The sequence below is a fragment of the Lacunimicrobium album genome, assembly GCF_052161635.1.
Taxonomy (GTDB): domain Bacteria; phylum Planctomycetota; class Planctomycetia; order Planctomycetales; family Planctomycetaceae; genus SXPC01.
Window position 1 is genome coordinate 3,104,878 of sequence record NZ_CP197413.1, and the last position, 19,302, is coordinate 3,124,179.

Below are 19,302 nucleotides of genomic sequence, written 5' to 3' on the forward strand. Positions count from 1 at the left end.
AGAACTGCACATCGCTCGACGGCTCAACGACAATCAGACAACGCGTCTTTTTGCAGAGCACACAGAGCACAAGCCCCGTTGGGAAGATGTCTTGCGACATAGCGGAGCAAAGCAGCGGAAAATTCCTGGTCCGAACAGCGTCAGACCTTACAGCTGAATAATCACCAATAGCCAGCCTGGTGTCAAGATGGAAATCAGCCGCTGATGTCAACACATCAGCGGCTGTTATTCTTCGATTCAACTACTTGATCATCGAGACTTCGATTTCGTCGATCTTGGAAACGTGTCGAGTCTGTGTGTACTTGGTGGGAGTCTCTTTGAAGATCTGGCGGTTGTAGTCGCTGGCAAACAGGTACAGGTCGCCGTTGTAGTAGGCCCCGTAGCGAGTCGTGCCATAGATCGCCTTGTCCTTCTCCCACATCTCGACGGGATCGCAACCCAGCAGACGCGGAATGAATTTCTCAGGGTGATCTTCGAAGGCCGTCAGTTCTTCTTTCGAAGAGAACTGGTAGCGGAACCCCTGGTGTTCGAGTGAGTATTTCTCATCACCCTTCACCCAGGATTTCTTTTCGTGCAGGCTGACGGCACTGTAGCCATCCAGAGCCAGCGGAGTCACTTCGAGTTCCAGCAGCTTGGTCGTCTTGGTTGCTTCTGAGCCTTGCTGAGCGATTTGCTCACTCTCGGCTTTATCTCGCATCTTCTTAACCCACTGGACGCGAGAATATTTCTTCTCCACGCCGCCGATCAGTTTCAGGTAATCGCTGAGAGACTGATAACCGGAATCTTCGGCTTCGATACGTTCTTCTGGATTGGCGAAGACGTCGGTCGGGTAACTTTGGACGCCGTACTTCTGCATGAGTTGTGGATGGTGCTCGCCGTTGATTTTCACAGCGATAATTTTTTTGCCGTACTGCTGATTGAGTTCATACGAACTCAATGTCTCACGTTCCATTTTTTTGCAGGGACCACACCAGTCCGCGTAAAAGTGAAGCAGCAGAAGCTTGTCTTCGGCTTGGGCTTGTTTGAGAGCGGCCGGATAATCTGTTTTCCAGAAACCGTCCGCTGCAAACGAAGCAACAGGGGCAAGGAACAGGGCCGTCCAGGCCAGTAACACGACACGAAGACGGAGAACTACTGAGGGCATTCAACACTCCTTTGCGATATGCTCAGGTATCATCGGTCACCTGGCCGTCAGTGCCAGGGAGCCGGATAGTGTTGTGGGCTTGGGAGAGCTTGTCAATCTTACAATCTCCCCAACCTGTGGTTTCCCCAGAATGCCGGAACTGTTCGCATTGCCAGCATAGGGTACTGAACAGCTTTATCTAAACTATTCAATCATCACAGGTTACGCCGAGCCATTCACACTACTTTTCTGAGGATCGAGCATACCTAGATTTTTTGAATCGAACCTTTTGAGGCCTCCGCTTGAGCACTTGAGGACTTTCTGAAGAATTCCGCTGACGGAACTTTCCGCTGGTATTCAAACTCGGATTGACGGGCAAAAAGGTCAGATCCTTCGAAAGCTTCGTGACACCTACGCCGGGTGTATTGAGAAATCTTTACCATCTCTCACCAGGCCGCAGTAGCCCCCCCAATAGTTGGATCAAAACCTTGCCAAACACCTTGACTTCCGGGTTTTGTTGTCGCGCATCGAACGCTCAACAAACAACTCAGTTACTTGTCAGTGAATTGAAGGACCGAGTCATCCGACGAAGTCAAAGCATCTGCCTTCGGCTCAACCCTCACGCGTCCACGCACCAGGTTGACCAGTTCGGCGCGATTGATCGGCTTGGTGGTGTAATCATCGCAGCCTACGCTCAGGCAATGTTCGCGGTCCTGCTTCAAAGCATGGGCCGTGAGCGCGATGATGACACCTTTATAGCCATCTTCTCGCAGCTTACGGGTGGCTTCATAACCATCCATCACGGGCATGTGCATGTCCATGAGGATGACGTCGAACGGGTTGTCGGCTTTCCACGCATTCATCGCCTTTTCCAGTCCGATCGCCCCATGTTCGGCGACTTCGACTTCCATCCCGACCTTCTTGAGAACGTGACGGATGAGTCGCTGGTTATCGAGCCCGTCTTCGACCAGCAGGACTTTGATCACGCCGCTCGCGATCACATGACGTCCCGACAGACCAGAGTTTGAGTCGGTTTTTGCCGGATCTAATTTGAAGACGTGTGCACCCGACTGGCTGACGGCTTTCTCGCCGACAACCATATCGATGACTTTGACTGGTGCAGGCGTTTCAACGATTTCGACGGGCACGATCAGTTCGTAACAGTTCCCGATTTCCGGTTGCGGAATGATATCAAACTGTCCGCCGATTGATTCGATCAGCATTTTGCTGAGGTTCAGGCCGAGCCCCAGAGATCCATACAGGACCGGCCCCAGAGGCCCCTGCGCATCAACGCGATGCGTTTCAAAGAACTTCTGCACCTGTTCGAGTGGCAGCGGTTTGCCGTTGTCTGTCATCTTGAAATGAAGCATCTGACGACCATCGTTTGCGGTCGCTGTGAATGCATCAACACGGAACGACGACGCTTGTCGGTCGCGCCAGCAGGACTTGATCAACTGGTGAATGATGTGTTGAAGACTCTTTGCATCCCCCTTCAAATCGGTCGGCATCGACGGGGAGACGTTGAGCACCATGCGATGCTGTTTCTGCTGAGGATCGCGAACGCGGGCCCAGGCTTCCAGGTCGCGAAAGAACTTACCAGTGGAGAACTTCTCGACTTCGGTCTCAATGTGACCGGTTCCCAGACGGGCCAGGTCTCGCAGGTTATTGATGATTTCGAGGAGATGCTGACTATTGCGTTTGACGATCGAAATCAATTCCAGCGAATTCGGACGCCCCCAGTTTTCTTCTTCGAGCAAATCCAGGTAACCAAGAATCGAAGTAATCGGCGTGCGAATTTCGTAACTCAATGTCGAGAGTAACTCGACGCGATCCGAGGGGAGAACCCCCTGAATGATGATATGCGGATCAGACTGCTGGCTGATTTGAGTCGCAGGAGTTTCCTCAACATCGTTCTCAACAGCATCATTCTGCAGGGCATGAATGGCTGGTGCGCGACGCTGTGTCGACATCCATCGCGTCAGACAGGCACCGCCCGCCAGTCCGGCCAGGAAGGAAAGAGTCGTAATAGCCATAAACAAACTACTCGATGTGACAGGAAAAAGAGAGGGGGGAAATTTGAGGGAAACGCAGGTTGCTTCAGATTGCACAAAAATCTGCGTTTCACCGCCACGCCTGAACTCTAGGATTCGAATTCGTTATGCGGGCGTGGATTTCCGGAAAGCAAATGACGCCAAGAGTCAACGCGCGTCAGTTCCCTCATGTTCGTCACCATCGACACCGGGGTATTCCCGTATCAACCGGTGAAACCCTCTACTGTCACACCTGCAGCACACTCGTGACAAAGCATTGTGTTCGTTCAGGATACGTAGAATTCAGCCATCAGTTTTTGGCAAAGAGTTTCAAGACGTCGTCCTTCAAGGCAGCGTTGACGGAGAACCCATTCCCTCCGTAAATCGTGGCTTCTCCGCGACGATCGAGGAAGTATCCACCCGCCTCTTCCAGAATCGGCAGCAAGGCGGCGGCGTCCCATGGGCTCAAAGATGGGTCAACCATCAGCTCGATGCGACCAGTCGCGACCAGCATGTGACCAAAGCAATCCCCCCATCCGCGAGTCAGTTTGACGTTCTTGCTTAAGAAGTCATAGGCATCCTGAATTCCCTCAGCCGACCAGCGTGAGAGATTCGTCGTGCTGAAACAGGCTTCCTTAAACGTCCCAATGCCCGAGACCTTGGCCCGCTTGGGCTCTTGATCGCCCACCTGCCACCACGCCCCCTGCCCTTTAGCCGCGTAGACGACTTCATTGAGGGCCGGAAAGCGGCAGACCCCCAGGACACATTTTCCTTCGTACTCCAGGCCGATCAATGTTCCAAACAGCGGGACGCCATGAACGAATGATTTCGTGCCATCGATCGGGTCGAGAATCCAGCGGAAGGAGTTGGTCCCTTTTTTCTCGGGGAACTCTTCGCCCAGGATCCCGTCGTCGGGAAACGCGACAGCTAGTTCTGCCCGGATCAGTTCTTCAGCTCCGCGGTCTGCGACGGTGACAGGGGTCGAATCGTGTTTGCTTTCGACTTCAAAATTGTCGCGCTGGTAATACCCCAGAATCAGGTCCTGAGCTTTCAAAGCCACTTTGATTGCAAATTCGAGACGAGAATCCAGACTGGGGAGCGTCGACATGGTGCACTCAAATCATCAAAAGTAAGTAAACCTGCAGAAAACGCGGACAGCGTAGCCCATCTGATAACCACCTTCAAGCCGCCGACATCTCAGCAGAAAAACTATCCGTCAGGTGGGACAGACATTCTTACCTCCGAGATCGAAAGCAGCCAGTGACGTTAGATTTCCGTGAACGACAGCTCGAAACTGCCTGTTGAAAATGAGTCACCTGAACGAGCAGTCAATTGTCGTTCGATAATTCGTTTAGAAAGACAACCAGAATGAATTAACCACAGAGTCACGGAGGACACAGAGGAAGAGGGGAGAAGAAGACATTTCTAATTCTCAACTCCGTGACCTCCGTACCTCTGTGGTGAACCTGTTTTCTAGTTTTTGATCCGTCGATTTCCGTCTCTTCGATTTGCAAAGGTATGCTAACCGACACAAAACAGGAATGCCTCTGCCGCGGTCCTCCCTGCACTCTAGGCAAACGATTTCCATTTCTCGGACCACTTTTCCGTGAAAACAGATCGGGGAGTCTTTGGTCATCAGGTCAACTCGACTAGACTGAATGATCATCCCCCTGCCCTGCATGGAGGTCGGGGCACGTAGCGAGATCATCAAGGACCCCTCATGACGCGACAATACGTCAATACTCTCACCGACGGTGTTGCCGTCTCCGACGTCTACCTGCTGGCCGATAAGCAAATGCGTGCCAACCGCAACGCGGACCTCTATCTACTCGCCCAGCTGCGCGACAAAACTGGCCTGATCAGCGGACTGATGTGGAACGTCGCTGAAGAGACAGTCTCCGATCTCGAGCCGGGCAATTATGTCCGGGTCAAAGGGAAGGTCCAGCTGTTCCAGGGGAATCTGCAGATCATCCTGACGAATATCTCGCGCGTCGCAGACGACTCTGTGGATGCTGAGGAATTCATCCCGCAACCTGCGACCGACAGCAAAAAGAACCTTGCCCGCCTGAGCGAACTCATCGGGACGATCACCGAGCCTACGATCAAAGCCCTCATGCTGGACTTCCTGGCCGACCCAGCCATCGTCGACTCCTTTATGAAAGCTCCTGCGGGCGTCAAAACGCACCACTCTTACCAGGGGGGCCTGCTCGATCACGTGGTCAATCTGACCGAAACGGCTGTCCGCATTCGTGATCTTTATCCAAAGGTCAACTTCGACCTCGTGATCGCCGGCATTCTGCTTCATGACATCGGCAAAATCCGCGAACTCGAATACGAGACGATCTTCGGCTACACCGACGAAGGCCAATTGCTCGGCCACCTGCAGATCGGCTGCGACATGCTGCAGGAAAAACTGCTCGTCTATAACCAGCGAAACCCGCTCCCATTCCCGCAGGAATACGCGCTGCGTCTGAAGCACATGATCCTCAGTCACCATGGCAGCTACGAATTCGGCAGCCCGAAACTCCCGATGACCCTCGAAGCGATCGTTTTAAATTACCTCGATAACCTCGATGCCAAGGTCAACGAGTTCCTGCAAATGATGGACTCCGACCCCAACCGCCAGTCAAGCTGGACACCTTACAACAGCCGCATCGATCGCAAGCTGTATAAGGGGATCGAAAATCGCGGCGAGAGCTAGTTTAGGCGAATCCCGATGGCCCGGTAATCGGGTCTTGAAGATGTCTTATGTGCTGTATTCATCCCAGGCAGGGGCAATTTCCATGCTTGACAGCTGGACGTGACGTGCCTACGCTAAGAGCTGTTACTGAGACTCAATGTCAACAACTGCTTTTCCCCGCCGCCAAACTGCCCTGCCATGCCCTTCCAGCTTGCTCGCTATTTTCTTCTTGTGGTTACCTGCCTTAGCCTGAATAGTGCTGAGACTTGGGCACAGGACGAACAAACTCCCTCTCCGCCCGCGGGAACAACGCGTGTTCAGGGTCGAAGCGGCTTTTTTGAGCGTCTGCCGCCACGCGAGAAGAAAACTCCCGAGCAGCTTCTCAGCCGGACTCAAGAGCTGCGAGCCCTTTATCACCAGTCGCCAGAGAATTGGCCCAAGCCAACTCTCGACGAAGGCGTGACGTTCAAAGAACTCGGCCTTCTGCCAGAGATGATTCATCCGGAAGACAACCCATTCGACAAAGCGAAAGTCGCTTTAGGGCGTCAGCTGTTCTTTGATCCTCGACTGTCCAAAAGTGGCGAGATGGCCTGTGCCTCCTGTCATGACCCTGACCTCAGCTGGGCGGATGGACGTACCGTCTCGTTTGGGCTGGTCCGAAAAGAACTGAACCGCAACTCCCCCTCCCTGCTGAATGTCGGCCATTACCAGACTCTCTTCTGGGACGGCCGCGCCGGATCTCTCGAAGATCAAGCCGAGCAGGTCCTTGAGAATCCTCACGAGATGGGAAGCAGCGACCAGATCATCATCGACCGCGTTGGCGAGATCGCTGAGTACCAGGAGATCTTCACCAACGTTTTCGGCGAAGGCGGGGTCACCAAGGAACGAGTCGCAAAGGCCCTCGCCTGTTTTGAACGCACGCTTGTGGGAGGTCGAAGCTCGTTTGACAACTTCCTGCGTGGCAAACATGAACAATTTTCCGACTCGGCTGTCCGCGGTCTCGATCTGTTTCGACGCGACGCTCGCTGCATCAACTGCCACAACGGTCCACTCTTCACCGACAACCAGTTCCACGACGTCGGCCTCAGTTACTACGGGCGGACGTATCAGGACCTGGGACGCTTCGAGATCACAGGCGACACGAAAGATGTCGGTAAGTTCCGCACCCCCAGCCTGCGAAATATCAGCAACACTGGTCCCTACATGCACAACGGCCTGTTCCCGCTCGCGGGGGTCCTTCGCATGTACAACGCCGGGATGCCAACGTTGACTCCCAAGAACGACGAACAAAAAGCAGATCCAAACTTCCCTCATCAGAAATCCCCCCACCTGCGTCCCTTGGGCCTGAACGACCAGGACCTTGACGACCTGCAGGCCTTCCTCGAATCCCTCGCAGAACCCCGCCTGCGTCACCGCCCCCCTGCTCTCCCCAGCTTCGCGAATCGTTTCCCGACTCAAGAAACTACGACCGATCAACCATGATTCTGTCCCTTTTCCACCGTGAGCCGTATTTCGTCCCTTCTCCCTTGAGGGGAGAAGGTGCCCGAAGGGCGGATGAGGGTGGGGCATAGGCACTTATTCGCTTCCCAGCAACAAATCAATCCCCAGGCAATCTCTGCATTGCCAACCATCACGTTCCAGCCAGCCAGAGAATGACCTTCTCCCAGCCAGCGACTCCACCATTGACCAACTTTCCTCTGGAGTATTCCATGCGCCGGTCTGGCCTGCTGACATCACGATCATCCCACCAAACGTCCACACGCCGTGGATTCACGCTGATCGAGCTTCTCGTCGTGATCGCGATTATCGCAACGCTCGTTTCTTTGCTGCTGCCAGCCGTGCAGCAGGCCCGTGAGGCGGCGAGGCGGTCGAGCTGTCTGAATAACATGAAGCAACTTGGACTGGGATTTCATAATTTTGAATCCGCATTCGGTAAGTTTCCCGTGACTTCCTCCAGCCCGACAACGAACTGGGGCGCACATATCCTGCCTTATATGGAAGCCAATCCATTGGCCGACATCTACGACTATCGGGTGAACTTCAATCACGCAAACAATCGAGAAGCGGCAAGCTATCAACTACCGTTCCATGTCTGTCCCACGGCTCCCGGGGAGCCTCGCTACAATGTGAAATCGGGAGCAGCTCCGGATTTCCCGGCGATTTCGGATTATACCCTTCCTTCGGGAATCAACTCAGGAACCTTTGCCACCATTACCGAACCAGCCAAAACCGATACCTTCAATAAAGGAACCGGGGGACGACTTATCCGAGATGTGACCGACGGGACATCGAGCACCATCATGATTCTCGAAGACGCGGGCCGTCCATTCCTCTACCGCACGGGCAACAAGATGGTGGAGGGATCAGGACTGGCAACGTCTACATCAGCCAACTATGTTCTGCTCGGCGGCTGGGCCGAATCGAACGTTTCTTCTATCCGAACCTATACTCGCGATGGGCTCAACTTCGCCGCCTCCAGCTCACCGTCTTGTATGATCAACTGCTCGAATCTTTATTCGATCTATAGCTTTCATAAAGGGACCGCCAACACTGCTCTTGTGGACGGTTCTGTGCGAGGATTGTCAGAAAACATCAGTCTGGAACTCCTCGTTTCTCTGCTCACAATCGATGCCGGTGACATCGTCGGTGAGTTCTAGTTCGCACGCCAGCGTTATGAACTTGATCAAAAAAGCCCCTCCACACGAGGGGCTTTTTTCTTGCGCAACTTAACAGCAAAAACTTCCTCCACACAAAATCGCGGTTTGCGCCGGTCAGCGAACGTCCTACCATCGTGTTCAATCGAACTCCAGGGAGCACGCAATCGCGATGGACTTTTTCACTTTATTCGCTGAACTGATCACCCTCTCGGCCATCTTTGCTTACATCAATCAGCGTTGGCTGAAACTGCCGACGACGATCGGGCTGATGATCATTGCGCTCATCTTTTCGCTGTGCCTGATTACTGCGGGCATCTTCGTCCCGGTTGTCGCGACCCGGGCGGAAGCGATTGTCAGCAGCATCGACTTCAATAAGACGGTGATGCAGGGGATGCTGGGATTTCTGCTATTCGCTGGAGCGCTACATATCAACCTTGGCGATCTGCGTGAACAACGCTGGGTCATTGCGACGCTGGCCTCGGTCGGGGTCATCCTCTCGACGATCATTGTCAGCGGACTTTCGTTTGCGGTCTTTCGACTGGCTGGACTGGAGATCTCGTTCATCTGGTGCCTGGTGTTCGGAGCCTTGATCTCGCCGACGGACCCGATTGCTGTTCTGGGAATCTTCAAAACGATTCACGCGCCCAAGACACTCGAAACCAAGATCGCGGGCGAATCGTTATTCAATGACGGGATCGGAGTCGTGATTTTTCTTGGCCTGTATGAAGTCGCGACCGGCGAACATGGGTTCGATCTCGTTCATCTGGGGGAGCTCTTTTTCAAAGAAGCCGTCCTGGGTGCCGTCTTCGGATTCGTCATCGGCTGGATTGGCTTTCGACTCCTGGCGAAAATCGACAACTACTCCACCGAAATCCTCATCTCGCTGGCATTGGCGGCAGGAGGCTATGCCCTCGCCGCTGCCTGGCATCTGTCCGGCCCGATCGCGATGGTGGTTGCAGGTCTGATCATCGGCAATCACGGCCGGAGCTACGCCATGTCTCCCAAGACGATTGAACACCTCGATACGTTCTGGGAGCTGATCGATGAGATTCTCAACGCCGTCCTGTTTGTGCTGATTGGCCTGGAGATCATCGTCCTCACCTTCACTCACCAGTACCTGATTGCGGGGATGCTGATGATCCCGTGCATTCTGCTGGCTCGCTTGATCGCCGTTTCGCTTCCGTTGCGATTCGTGGGCCGGCTCAATCCGATTCACCCGAATGTGGTTCCGATGCTGACCTGGGGCGGGTTGCGAGGAGGGATCTCGGTAGCGCTGGCCCTTTCGATCCCGACACATCTGAACGGCGAGGTCCTCCTCGCGCGAGAGCCGATTCTTTCGGTCACTTATATCGTTGTGATCTTCTCGGTCATCGTCCAGGGCCTGACCGTGGGACCGTTGCTCCGGTATCTGATCGCCAAATCAGAGCCGACATCACCAGAGCAACTCAACGAAGCGAGTCGAACCACTTAAAACAGTTGGTAGGCCCAGATCGTCAGTTGCGAACCAGTGAAATCGCTTCGTCTTCCCACTACGGCTTCAAATCAAAATCGATCGTCTGACTTCCCTTCTCGACCTTCGCCTTCAACTCCCCCGGCTTGGCATATTTGGCAGGAGTCAGCAATGGTTGCTCCTTCGCTTCAGGATTGTCTGACTGAATCTTTTTGATCGTTACCTGGTGCTGCCCGAGGGCCGCTCCTTTGCGCGAGGCAGAGTAATACAGCTCGTAACAACCGCTCTGATCGGTCACGGAGGTCGAGGGACGTTGCGTCGGGTTATCGACGGGAACGAATTCAACGGTGGCGGCATCGAGAGGCTGACCATTGAGTGTCACAACCCCAGTGACATATCCGACCTCGGGTCCATCGCTTTTTGAGCAACCTGCCGCCAGTGAAACGAGTATCATCCCGAGAAATGCTACGGCTATTCGACTTGTACTTTTCATCGTTGTTCCAGTGTCTTGACCTTCAATGATGGTCGAAAAAGAGAAAGTCCGGAGACGCATACAGCCTCTCCGAACTTTGTTCATGCGTGGTTCCGAGTGTCAATTAAAACTCACCGATGACCTGACCATCTGAAATCGCGATCAGCTTTTCAAAGGTAGAGCCATCGAACCCCTGAGTCGTGTTGTGCTCGATGTTCTCACTGATGAAGCGGACTCCGCCATCGCCCAGAACAACCTGCACACCGCCATCGTGGTTACTGGAGAGTCCATAAGCACAGTTCTGCTTATTGTCTGCCTGAGTTGCGTCTGCGAAGCTGCCGTTGATCGTCCAGGCGGCCCCGAAGGTCACGTTCGCCCCCTTGCGACGAGCGGCTGCACTGTCTTGTCCGCCAGGATTGTGAACCCCCAGGACACCGGCTCCGCACTCACGTGTCTGACCGCGAGACTTGATCTCGAAGGCCCGCTCGCCCACGACAACCGTGTTGCTCAAGCCATCCTGAATATCAGAAAACTTCTTACTGCTGTTGAGCCCGAATGCTCCATCGAAGCCCTGAGTGGTACCGACTCCCACGACGCCGTTGGCCGCTGTGAATCGACCGATGCTGGTATTGGCACCGACGTAGTTGATCACAGGTGTCTGGACATCCGCGACATTCGCGTTGTTGGCTAACAATCGAATCGGTTTGTCATTGAGCTCTGCACCTGTATCTGACGGGCAGCGGTAAACACTGATTCGTGCGCCGATGAATGCACTCTGAGCAGCCGGATAGACGCCATCCGTCAGAATGTCAGACAGCTTATAGTCGCTAGGGCGAAGTGCATCGTAAAGTGCGCTCTGCTCGATGAATGGCAGGATGTAAACCGGCCATCCAAAGTGACTTTCAACGAGGCCATCGTTCTGGTCACCTGTCAGGGCGGTGCCGTTGAGCGTATTGAAGTGTACCCAGCCTGGAGGCAGGACGCGGTAGGTGTCATGATAATTATGGAGAGCCAGCCCAATCTGCTTGAGGTTGTTTTTACAGGTCGAGCGTCGGGCTGCCTCGCGAGCCTGCTGAACAGCAGGCAGGAGAATTGCGACCAACGTCGCGATTATTGCAATCACAACCAACAGCTCAATCAGCGTAAATCCAGTGCGTTTCATGTTCGTGCTCCCCGACACGTTTGTGAAGTAAGTCCAGTCCTTGGATTCGGACGATTTAATTACGTTCGCAAAGGCTGTGCCACGTCTTGCGCTGACCAAAATACGTGGAAAAAGCCGATCATTGATCGGCTTTTTCCAGTGAAGCAGAGACCAGCCTGTGATTAGTCACGGGCTGGCTATGACATTTGCATCCGCAGAATGACAGAGGCTGGGGAATACTTTGTCGTCTATCGTATCCGTCTGTGTGAAGCGAAATTGAGACCTTCTCCCACTTGCCCATTCAAGTGGGCACTGCAAAACCCTCGAAACACAACTCCACTACTTCCGTTTGCGGTTCTTCCGGCTGTTGCGTTTCTGTTCGTCCGTCCGGAATCCGTCACCCGCAGCTGGCGACTGTCCCTTCTTGCCATGGCCTCGCCCACCATCGTCGCGAGGTTTCTTCTTCGGCGGCGCTGCGACGTGCTTGATCTTGGTATCGACCAGCGCGATATCCATTTCGCGACGGTCCATATCAACGCGGACAATCCGGACCTTGATCTGATCGCCCAGCCGCAGGAACGTATTCGTCCGCTTGCCGATGAGGGCGAAGTGATCGCGGTCATAGTAGAACTGGTCAATCCGCTCAAGTGAAGCCAAAGAAAGCAGCCCTTCGGCAGGGACAGCCATCATCTGGCAGAAGGCGCCATAGCGTTCCACACCGGTGATAAACGCGTCGAACTCCTGATTCACCTTGTCGCTCATGAAGGCGAGCAGCTTCATCTTCGTCAGTTCGCGCTCGGCCTTGGCGGCGTTGCGTTCCTTATCCGAACAATGCTGCCCTTGCTGCAGAAGGTCACTTTCACCGGGGCCCTTGTGATTTTCACGCAGCAGGATGTCATCCATGATGCGGTGGACCGTCAGGTCAGGATATCGACGGATCGGACTGGTGAAGTGGCAGTAGTTCTCCGCTGAGAGCGCATAGTGCCCGATCTCCAGCGGCGTGTACTCAGCCTGTCGCATACTTCTCAGCAGCGCGAAGTTGACGGCTCGTTCCAGCGGATGTCCTTGAACCTCTTTAATGACCCGCTGCATTTCCGAGCGGCTTTGCGGGTTCTTCATCTTCTGGAAGCCGAGGACTTCGATGAACCGTGAGAAGTCAATCAGTTTCTCAATGGCCGGTGTATCGTGAGCACGACGCAGGAACCGGATCCCGCGATCATCGAGTTCCGTCGCGACCGCGATATTCGCCGCGAGCATGAACTCCTCGATCAGCTGGTGGCTTTCGTCGTGATGCGCTTCGTGAGCGCCGGTCACCTGGCCTTCTTTATTGAAGTCGAGCTTCACCTCAGGCATCGACAGTTCGATCGATCCTGCTTTATAGCGACGTCGACGCAGCATCATCGCCAGCTCGTACATCCGCTCCAGCAGCGTGAAAATCTCGGGATCGAGTTCATCGCGGAACTTCTCTTTGTCCTTGATGAACTCCATCACCTGCTCGTAATGGAAGCGTTTTTTGACTTTGATCGCAGTCCGCGCGAAGTCCGTCCCGATCAGCGCACCATCGGGGGAATACTCCATATACGCTGACTTCGTATAACGGACTTTGCCTTCCTGCAGTGACGCCAGCGAGTTCGAAATCACCTCCGGCAGCATCGGAATGACGAGCGTCGGCAGGTACACGCTGGTCGCGCGAAGGCGGGCTTCTTCATCGAGCGCGGAGCCTTCTTCGACGAAGTAAGCCACGTCTGCGATGTGCACACCGAGTCGCCAGTGCCCTTTTTCATCGCGGGTCAATGAGATCGCATCATCGAAGTCGCGGGCATCAATCGGATCGATCGTGACGATGAGATCGTTCGTGAGATCGAGGCGGTCTTCGAAATCCTTCTCATCGAACTCTGCAGCTTTCCGCCGTGCAACCGCCAAAGCTTCTTCCGGATATTCCTGTGGCAGGTCGAATTCGTGAATGACCGTCAGCGTATCGACGCCCACTTCACCACGCTGGCCGAGGACTTTGGTGATGATGGCTTCTCCACGGTCGTACGCCGAGGGAAACTTCACCATCTCGATGACGACCTTGTCATCGCTTTTGGCCCCCTTGGCACCGGGGTCTCCAACCCAGATCGGATCGGGAAACTTGTTTCCGTCGATGCGCACGTAGCCTTGGCCGTTGTAAATGTAGTAACCGCCGACAAACGTCGTGCTGGAACGGGCGACAATGTCGATGATCTTCCCGCAACGTCCCCCATTGGCGCGTCGTCGCGAGATCAGTTCGACAATAACTTCATCGCCGGACTGCGCGTCACGCGCATCGCGGAAGTCAATGAAGAGGTCTTCCTCAATATTCGGCGGTAGCGGTGGTTTGAGGATGACGAACCCCGAACCACTGGCAATTTTCTTGTATGTCCCGACAATCGCCGTCGCGCTGCTCTTCGATTGAAGCCGACCTGTCTCAGTGACGATCAGCTTCTTCGTTTCGATCAGTTGATCTAACTCCGCCAGAAAGACGTCGAGATTCTTTTTCGACAGTCCGAGCTTCTTGGCTAACAGCTTGGGCCGAATCGGCTCGTACCCGCCGCGGTTCACAAAGTTGAGAATCTCTGTCTGCAGTTCAGTCAAATGTGGCATGGTGTCTCCGTAAGTCTTCCTAAGACTTTAGCCACTCATGCCCTATTCTAAACAGCGTAAACGCAAAAATTCTTCCGCTCTTATCCCTTCTCCCCCGGCGAGAAGGTGGCCGAGTCCGCGAGGTCGGATGAGGGACTTCTACGAATTTTACTCCCGCTATCCCAGTATCGTCCTTCCAATCATCAGCGTCAAAATACACGCCACCAGGAACACAAACAGCAGTACCTTGCCAATGAAAAACGCAAAACCGAGTGCTCCTGACATAATCGCAAGAACGAGAAAAAGCATGGCTAACCAGAACATGGTGTGCCTCTCAGAGTAGTAATCCACGTCAGACATCCAAGCCAGTCAGCGAAACTCAACAGGCGGATGTCTACTGATAGCAGACAATGCAAAATCCGTGACGCTGCTGGAAAAACAAGCGAAAATCCCAGATCTGGCGTCTGCAGCTTCAGTCGACCACACGACTTTCGACACAACTGATCGCTCAGCGAGCATTCTAAATCGTGGCACATCACTTGCATTGATCATCCCATGCAACACTGATGACACAACCAAAGTTCATTTCACAAGGGAGGCTACCATGCTTCGCTGGGCAATCGTTTTCTTTCTGATCGCATTACTGGCCGCTGCATTCGGGTTTGGTGGAATTGCTGGCGAAGCAGCCTGGATGGGCAAAGTCCTGGCGCTGGTCTTCCTCGTCCTTTTCATCTTCGGGATCGTCGTTGGCAACCGCAAAACGCTTCCATAGCGTCTTTGCAGGGTCCGCTCTGCGAAATGCAAAATTAGTATGCCTACAAAAAAAGAAGGCTGCCGGTCTCAGCTCCGGCAGCCTTCTTTTGCCATTTGTACCGGGCTGTTCACCCAGTACTCAGGCTTGATTTAAGCGTCGTTGACGATACGACGACGTCGTCGATAGCGGCGGTGTCGGTGATAATAGCGATCATCGCCACCTTCTGACTCCGCATAGTATTGTCCAGCCAGCAACTTGTAGAAAAACAGCAGGACGAATGCACCAATGGTCGCTGTGACAAATCCCAGAGGCGACAACGGCGACAGCTTGATTCCCGTCCAGAAGAAGGCAGTGATGCCGCAGCCGATGACCGATCCTGCGATCCCCATCATCATCGTGCCGATCGCACCGCCTGGATCTTTCCCAGGCATAATCGCTTTGGCCAGCAGGCCGACCACGGTCCCAAAACCGATCCAGGTCAGCATGACATGAGCACCTTGCTCAGAGGCGATCAGGAATTCTTGAGTCGTCATCTCTCACATCCTTGTGAATGAGGTCGCGTGGACCTGAAAAGTATCGTCACCGCTCAGCCCCTTCGGCCACCCCTCTCGCTTCGAAGAGGAGAACCTGTACAACCCTTAAAGTTTACTTGGATTGCCTCCTCCTTCCCGTCAGAGCCGCGACCGACATGGAGCACATGGCACTCAAATTGGAGCCAATCCCCTCGACAGATGCTTTTCCCCGTCAACTGTGTTACGTTGTTCCCACACACCCAAACACCTGTGGAGACACGACATGCGACTCCCGATTGTCCTCGCCCTGCTGCTCACTCCCCTCTTCGTTTCAAGGACTGTTGCCGCTCAGCCGAACATCCTGTTCATCTACAGCGACGACCACGCGTCCCACGCCATGAGCTGCTACGGCTCAAAAATCAACCAGACTCCCAACCTCGACCGCATCGCCGCCGAGGGGATGAGATTCAACAACTGTTTCTGCACCAACTCGATCTGCGGTCCCTCGCGAGCCGTTGTTCTGACGGGCAAACATAGCCACAAAAACGGGTTCATGGATAATCGATCCAAATTCGATGGCAGCCAGGTGACGGTGCCCAAACTCCTCAAGCAGGCCGGTTATCAGACCGCCATGATCGGCAAGTGGCACCTCGTCAGTGATCCGACTGGCTTTGACCATTGGGAAATCCTCCCGGGACAAGGGGCCTATTACAACCCGCCGATGATCCGCAACGGCAAGCGAGTCAAATACGAAGGGTACGCCACTGAGATCATCACCGATCGCGCGCTCGACTGGCTGAAAGAGGAACGCGATACGTCAAAGCCCTTCTTGCTGATGTATCAACACAAATCCCCTCACCGCGAATGGCAGCCCTCTCCGGAGACGATGGCAAACTATAAAGACACCACCATCCCCGAGCCGTCGACCCTCTTCGACGACTATTCGGGCCGAGGTCGTGCAGCTCACGAACAGGATATGACGATCGCCAAGACGATGACTCGACTGGACCTCAAGTTCGAGCCACCCCAAAACATGTCCCCAGAACAGCTCAATCTCTGGAATCAGACGTATGCGAAGGAGAATGCCGAGTTCGAAGCCGCTGACCTCACCGCCGAGCAAGTCATCAAATGGCGTTACCAGCGCTACATGAAAGACTACCTCCGCTGCGTCGACAGCATGGACACCAACATCGGCCGCGTGCTTGATTACCTCAAAGACTCCGGTCTCGAAGAGAACACGATTGTGATCTACTCCTCCGATCAAGGCTTCTACCTCGGCGACCACGGCTGGTTCGACAAACGCTTCATGTACGAGCCCTCGCTGCGTCAGCCCCTGCTCGTCAAATGGCCTCGCGTCGTTAAAGCGGGCAGCACCAACGATCACCTCGTCTCGAATCTCGACTTCGCCGAAACCATGCTCGAAGCCGCCGGCGTTGAAATCCCCGACGAGATGCAGGGACGCAGCATGGTCCCACTCCTCAAAGGTGATTCCCCCAGCGACTGGCGCAAGTCACACTATTACCACTACTACGAATACCCCGCCGTCCACTCGGTCCACCGACACCGCGGCGTCCGCAGCGAGCGTTACAAACTCATCCACTTCTACCAGATCGACGAATGGGAATTCTACGACCTGGAAAAAGATCCCGACGAACTCAAAAGCGTCTACAAAGACCCCGCCTACGCCGAGGAAATCCAACGCCACCACCAACTCCTCGACGACCTCACCAAACAATACGACGTCCCGAAAGACGTCACGCCCCTTGGTGACAAAGACATCCTGTTCGAAAAATAACTCTGAGGCGAGCGGGGGGTGTCAACCCCCTGTGTCTTCATTACCAACAACGACGATCACCTTATTCCAAGAACACCTCGAACTCACATGACGCAGTTCGTCCTCTCCTGTCTCATCCCCACCTTCTTCCTCAGCCTGTCCCTGACCGGCCTGATGCGACTCATCGCACCACGCGTCGGCCTGATCGATAAACCCGCGGCCCGCAAGGTCCACACCACACCCACGGCCCTTGGCGGCGGTGTCGGCATTGTCCTCGGCTTCCTGATTCCCATGGGGATTGCCCTGGCGCTGATCAACATCAAAGCCTTTGAGCCAACGCTTCAAAACGTCCTCGGTCCCGACCTGCTCGAACACGTCGACGGGATGCGTTTCAAGACCCCTCAAATGCTCCTGATCCTCGGCTCAGGCCTCATCATCGCGGTCATGGGACTTATGGACGACCTGCGTCCATTGGGCTGGAAACTCCGCTTCGGTGTTCAAATTCTTCTGTCCAGCCTCATTGTCTACAACGGCGTCAACGCGACCGTCTTCGTCTCGCATCCAGTCATCTCGGGCGTTCTGTCCGTCCTCTGGCTGGTCACGCTGATCAACGCCTTCAACTTCCTGGACAACATGGACGCCCTCACCGGTGGCATCGGCTTCATCGCCTGCTGTATCTTCTCGGTCATCATGCTAAACATGACGGGCGAACCCCGCTGGTTCGTTGCGGGCACCCTGCTCTGCCTCGCCGGCGCGATCGCAGGTTTTCTGGTCCACAACTGGCCACCCGCGAAAATTTTCATGGGCGACGCCGGCAGCACCTTCATCGGCCTGATGCTCGGCACGATGTCGATCAGTGGAACCTTCTACGACGAATCGATGCCCAGCCGACACGTCATCCTCGCTCCTCTATGCGTCCTCGCCATCCCTCTTTACGACTTCACAACCGTCATCTTGATCCGCCTCAAACGAGGTCTAAGCCCGTGGCATCCCGATAAAAACCACTTCTCCCACCGCCTCGTCGAACTCGGCTTATCTCGCAAATACGCCGTCATGACGATCCACCTCGCCACCCTGACCACGGGCCTGGCTGGCCTGCTCCTCTACTCCGTCGACACCTGGCCTCCCGCCTGGACCATCCTCGCGATCGTCTTCTGCGTCATGGCGATCATCACCGTCCTGGAACGAGCAGGCCGAAAGAAATTTGAAAAGCAACAACGGGAAGCGACAGCAAAGCTCGATTCATCTCAACAAACAAATGGTCATTGATTTTAACGTGACCGATGCTTACTCAACTGCTCGACTGACAGATCACGGGAAGTGAGAATCGCATCCGGAGTAAGGATTGAGATATGTGCGTAACGTCGAAAATCTGGTTCGTTCATAGTTAATAGCAATGGAAGCCCTGAGCATTTCATCGCTGCTGCAAGACGGGCGTCATAGGAATTCACGCCTTTCAGTTGGTGCACATTGACCAGATGAAACCATTCATCAAACAGGTCGTCACGATCCGGGATCAACTGAAAGAGTATTCGAAAGTGATCGATGAAACCACGCGTGAATTCTGGGGATTTTCCCAAACCATTTGCTGCAACGCTTCGTGTTGCCACGCACCAGAATTCAAATAGAACCTGAGGAACGATAACAATCTCACAATCGAGTTCATTGAGAATTTCGATTGCCTTCTCAACAGACGCCGACAGGGGATGGGCAGAATCGCACAAGCGCAGCAGGATATTAGTATCTACTAGAATTGGCAGGAGGATTGATTCTTGCGATTCGCTCACCATAAATGCTTTCTCGACTGTCATCTACAGAAGGGTTGCCAGGTTCAGCATGCTTGAGCATATCCTGAAACTTTTCTTTCCATTCACCTGCCGACAACTGCGATCGAATGGACTTTAACGACTGTTGAGAGATATTCTGGGCAACGAGGTGCTCGACATACTCTTCAATGTTACGATAGCCAGCGGCTTTCGCATGATTTGCCACAACCGGGCTAACGTCAATTTTCACGATCATAATTCACCTCACGTCTAATTCTAAACATTCGTCCTACATTCGGTCAAAAGCAATTTGGCGTAAAGATAAAGATAGACTCCATG

17 protein-coding genes are annotated in these 19,302 nt (G+C 54.1%); 7 read left to right on the plus strand and 10 right to left on the minus strand.

What is annotated here, in order from left to right; translation table 11 throughout:
* Positions 1 to 241: 241 nt before the first annotated feature.
* The 3 genes from SH248x_RS12360 to hisN form a co-directional block, all read right to left on the minus strand.
* A complete protein-coding gene (locus tag SH248x_RS12360; RefSeq protein WP_459554586.1) occupies positions 242 to 1,144 on the minus strand; it encodes a thioredoxin domain-containing protein in 903 nt (300 codons plus the stop codon).
* Positions 1,145 to 1,674: 530 nt separating this feature from the next.
* Positions 1,675 to 3,156, minus strand: a complete 1,482-nt coding sequence (locus tag SH248x_RS12365) for a response regulator (protein ID WP_459554587.1) — start codon at positions 3,154 to 3,156, stop codon at positions 1,675 to 1,677.
* Positions 3,157 to 3,463: 307 nt separating this feature from the next.
* A complete protein-coding gene (hisN, locus tag SH248x_RS12370) occupies positions 3,464 to 4,261 on the minus strand; it encodes an inositol monophosphatase family protein (RefSeq protein ID WP_459554588.1) in 798 nt (265 codons plus the stop codon).
* A 612-nt stretch (positions 4,262 to 4,873) separates the two neighbouring features.
* On the opposite strand from hisN, the gene SH248x_RS12375 reads away from it, so the two are divergent.
* The 4 genes from SH248x_RS12375 (at position 4,874) to SH248x_RS12390 (ending at position 9,961) form a co-directional block, all read left to right on the plus strand.
* A complete protein-coding gene (locus tag SH248x_RS12375; protein WP_459554589.1) occupies positions 4,874 to 5,854 on the plus strand; it encodes a 3'-5' exoribonuclease YhaM family protein in 981 nt (326 codons plus the stop codon).
* A 177-nt stretch (positions 5,855 to 6,031) separates the two neighbouring features.
* Positions 6,032 to 7,315: a cytochrome-c peroxidase gene (locus SH248x_RS12380; RefSeq protein WP_459554590.1), complete on the plus strand. Its 1,284-nt coding sequence runs from the start codon at positions 6,032 to 6,034 to the stop codon at positions 7,313 to 7,315.
* Between the two features lie 227 nt (positions 7,316 to 7,542).
* On the plus strand, positions 7,543 to 8,490 hold the full coding sequence (locus SH248x_RS12385) for a DUF1559 family PulG-like putative transporter (RefSeq protein WP_459554591.1): 948 nt from the start codon (positions 7,543 to 7,545) through the stop codon (positions 8,488 to 8,490).
* 169 nt (positions 8,491 to 8,659) lie between these two features.
* Positions 8,660 to 9,961, plus strand: a complete 1,302-nt coding sequence (locus SH248x_RS12390; RefSeq protein WP_459554592.1) for a cation:proton antiporter — start codon at positions 8,660 to 8,662, stop codon at positions 9,959 to 9,961.
* A gap of 58 nt (positions 9,962 to 10,019) precedes the next feature.
* Here SH248x_RS12390 and SH248x_RS12395 read toward each other — a convergent pair whose 3' ends face one another.
* From SH248x_RS12395 to SH248x_RS12410, 4 genes are all read right to left on the minus strand, one after another.
* Positions 10,020 to 10,433, minus strand: a complete 414-nt coding sequence (locus tag SH248x_RS12395) for a carboxypeptidase regulatory-like domain-containing protein (RefSeq protein ID WP_459554593.1) — start codon at positions 10,431 to 10,433, stop codon at positions 10,020 to 10,022.
* Positions 10,434 to 10,536: 103 nt separating this feature from the next.
* A complete protein-coding gene (locus SH248x_RS12400) occupies positions 10,537 to 11,574 on the minus strand; it encodes a DUF1559 family PulG-like putative transporter (RefSeq protein ID WP_459554594.1) in 1,038 nt (345 codons plus the stop codon).
* Between the two features lie 318 nt (positions 11,575 to 11,892).
* Entirely contained in the window at positions 11,893 to 14,178 is a 2,286-nt protein-coding gene (gene rnr / locus SH248x_RS12405; RefSeq protein ID WP_459554595.1) for a ribonuclease R family protein, read from the minus strand.
* A gap of 156 nt (positions 14,179 to 14,334) precedes the next feature.
* Positions 14,335 to 14,508 carry a DUF1328 domain-containing protein gene (locus SH248x_RS12410; protein WP_459554596.1) on the minus strand — a complete coding sequence of 58 codons (174 nt, stop codon included), beginning with the start codon at positions 14,506 to 14,508 and terminating at the stop codon, positions 14,335 to 14,337.
* A 253-nt stretch (positions 14,509 to 14,761) separates the two neighbouring features.
* On the opposite strand from SH248x_RS12410, the gene SH248x_RS12415 reads away from it, so the two are divergent.
* On the plus strand, positions 14,762 to 14,929 hold the full coding sequence (locus tag SH248x_RS12415; RefSeq protein WP_459554597.1) for a DUF1328 domain-containing protein: 168 nt from the start codon (positions 14,762 to 14,764) through the stop codon (positions 14,927 to 14,929).
* A 131-nt stretch (positions 14,930 to 15,060) separates the two neighbouring features.
* On the opposite strand, the gene SH248x_RS12420 is transcribed toward SH248x_RS12415, so the two are convergent.
* Positions 15,061 to 15,444: a GlsB/YeaQ/YmgE family stress response membrane protein gene (locus SH248x_RS12420; RefSeq protein WP_459554598.1), complete on the minus strand. Its 384-nt coding sequence runs from the start codon at positions 15,442 to 15,444 to the stop codon at positions 15,061 to 15,063.
* A 262-nt stretch (positions 15,445 to 15,706) separates the two neighbouring features.
* On the opposite strand from SH248x_RS12420, the gene SH248x_RS12425 reads away from it, so the two are divergent.
* The gene (locus SH248x_RS12425) at positions 15,707 to 17,218 is read left to right on the plus strand and encodes a sulfatase family protein (RefSeq protein ID WP_459554599.1); all 1,512 of its coding nucleotides are present in this window, start codon (positions 15,707 to 15,709) and stop codon (positions 17,216 to 17,218) included.
* Positions 17,219 to 17,305: 87 nt separating this feature from the next.
* A complete protein-coding gene (locus SH248x_RS12430; RefSeq protein WP_459554600.1) occupies positions 17,306 to 18,466 on the plus strand; it encodes an MraY family glycosyltransferase in 1,161 nt (386 codons plus the stop codon).
* A gap of 2 nt (positions 18,467 to 18,468) precedes the next feature.
* Here the strand turns inward: SH248x_RS12430 and SH248x_RS12435 are convergent, their stop codons facing one another.
* Complete coding sequence (locus tag SH248x_RS12435) at positions 18,469 to 18,987, minus strand: type II toxin-antitoxin system VapC family toxin (protein WP_459554601.1); 519 nt, start codon at positions 18,985 to 18,987, stop codon at positions 18,469 to 18,471.
* Positions 18,935 to 19,219, minus strand: coding sequence for a hypothetical protein (locus SH248x_RS12440; protein ID WP_459554602.1), 285 nt, complete (start codon positions 19,217 to 19,219; stop codon positions 18,935 to 18,937). Before SH248x_RS12440 ends, SH248x_RS12435 begins: the two co-directional genes overlap by 53 nt.
* Positions 19,220 to 19,302: the final 83 nt, after the last annotated feature.

Bases quoted from the DNA above. Each gene is read 5' to 3' on its own strand.
- SH248x_RS12360 (WP_459554586.1), bottom strand. From the start codon at position 1,144: ATGCCCTCAGTAGTTCTCCGTCTTCGTGTCGTGTTACTGGCCTGGACG.
- SH248x_RS12365 (WP_459554587.1), bottom strand. From the start codon at position 3,156: ATGGCTATTACGACTCTTTCCTTCCTGGCCGGACTGGCGGGCGGTGCC.
- hisN (WP_459554588.1), bottom strand. From the start codon at position 4,261: ATGTCGACGCTCCCCAGTCTGGATTCTCGTCTCGAATTTGCAATCAAA.
- SH248x_RS12375 (WP_459554589.1), top strand. From the start codon at position 4,874: ATGACGCGACAATACGTCAATACTCTCACCGACGGTGTTGCCGTCTCC.
- SH248x_RS12380 (WP_459554590.1), top strand. From the start codon at position 6,032: ATGCCCTTCCAGCTTGCTCGCTATTTTCTTCTTGTGGTTACCTGCCTT.
- SH248x_RS12385 (WP_459554591.1), top strand. From the start codon at position 7,543: ATGCGCCGGTCTGGCCTGCTGACATCACGATCATCCCACCAAACGTCC.
- SH248x_RS12390 (WP_459554592.1), top strand. From the start codon at position 8,660: ATGGACTTTTTCACTTTATTCGCTGAACTGATCACCCTCTCGGCCATC.
- SH248x_RS12395 (WP_459554593.1), bottom strand. From the start codon at position 10,433: ATGAAAAGTACAAGTCGAATAGCCGTAGCATTTCTCGGGATGATACTC.
- SH248x_RS12400 (WP_459554594.1), bottom strand. From the start codon at position 11,574: ATGAAACGCACTGGATTTACGCTGATTGAGCTGTTGGTTGTGATTGCA.
- rnr (WP_459554595.1), bottom strand. From the start codon at position 14,178: ATGCCACATTTGACTGAACTGCAGACAGAGATTCTCAACTTTGTGAAC.
- SH248x_RS12415 (WP_459554597.1), top strand. From the start codon at position 14,762: ATGCTTCGCTGGGCAATCGTTTTCTTTCTGATCGCATTACTGGCCGCT.
- SH248x_RS12420 (WP_459554598.1), bottom strand. From the start codon at position 15,444: ATGACGACTCAAGAATTCCTGATCGCCTCTGAGCAAGGTGCTCATGTC.
- SH248x_RS12425 (WP_459554599.1), top strand. From the start codon at position 15,707: ATGCGACTCCCGATTGTCCTCGCCCTGCTGCTCACTCCCCTCTTCGTT.
- SH248x_RS12430 (WP_459554600.1), top strand. From the start codon at position 17,306: ATGACGCAGTTCGTCCTCTCCTGTCTCATCCCCACCTTCTTCCTCAGC.
- SH248x_RS12435 (WP_459554601.1), bottom strand. From the start codon at position 18,987: ATGGTGAGCGAATCGCAAGAATCAATCCTCCTGCCAATTCTAGTAGAT.
- SH248x_RS12440 (WP_459554602.1), bottom strand. From the start codon at position 19,219: ATGATCGTGAAAATTGACGTTAGCCCGGTTGTGGCAAATCATGCGAAA.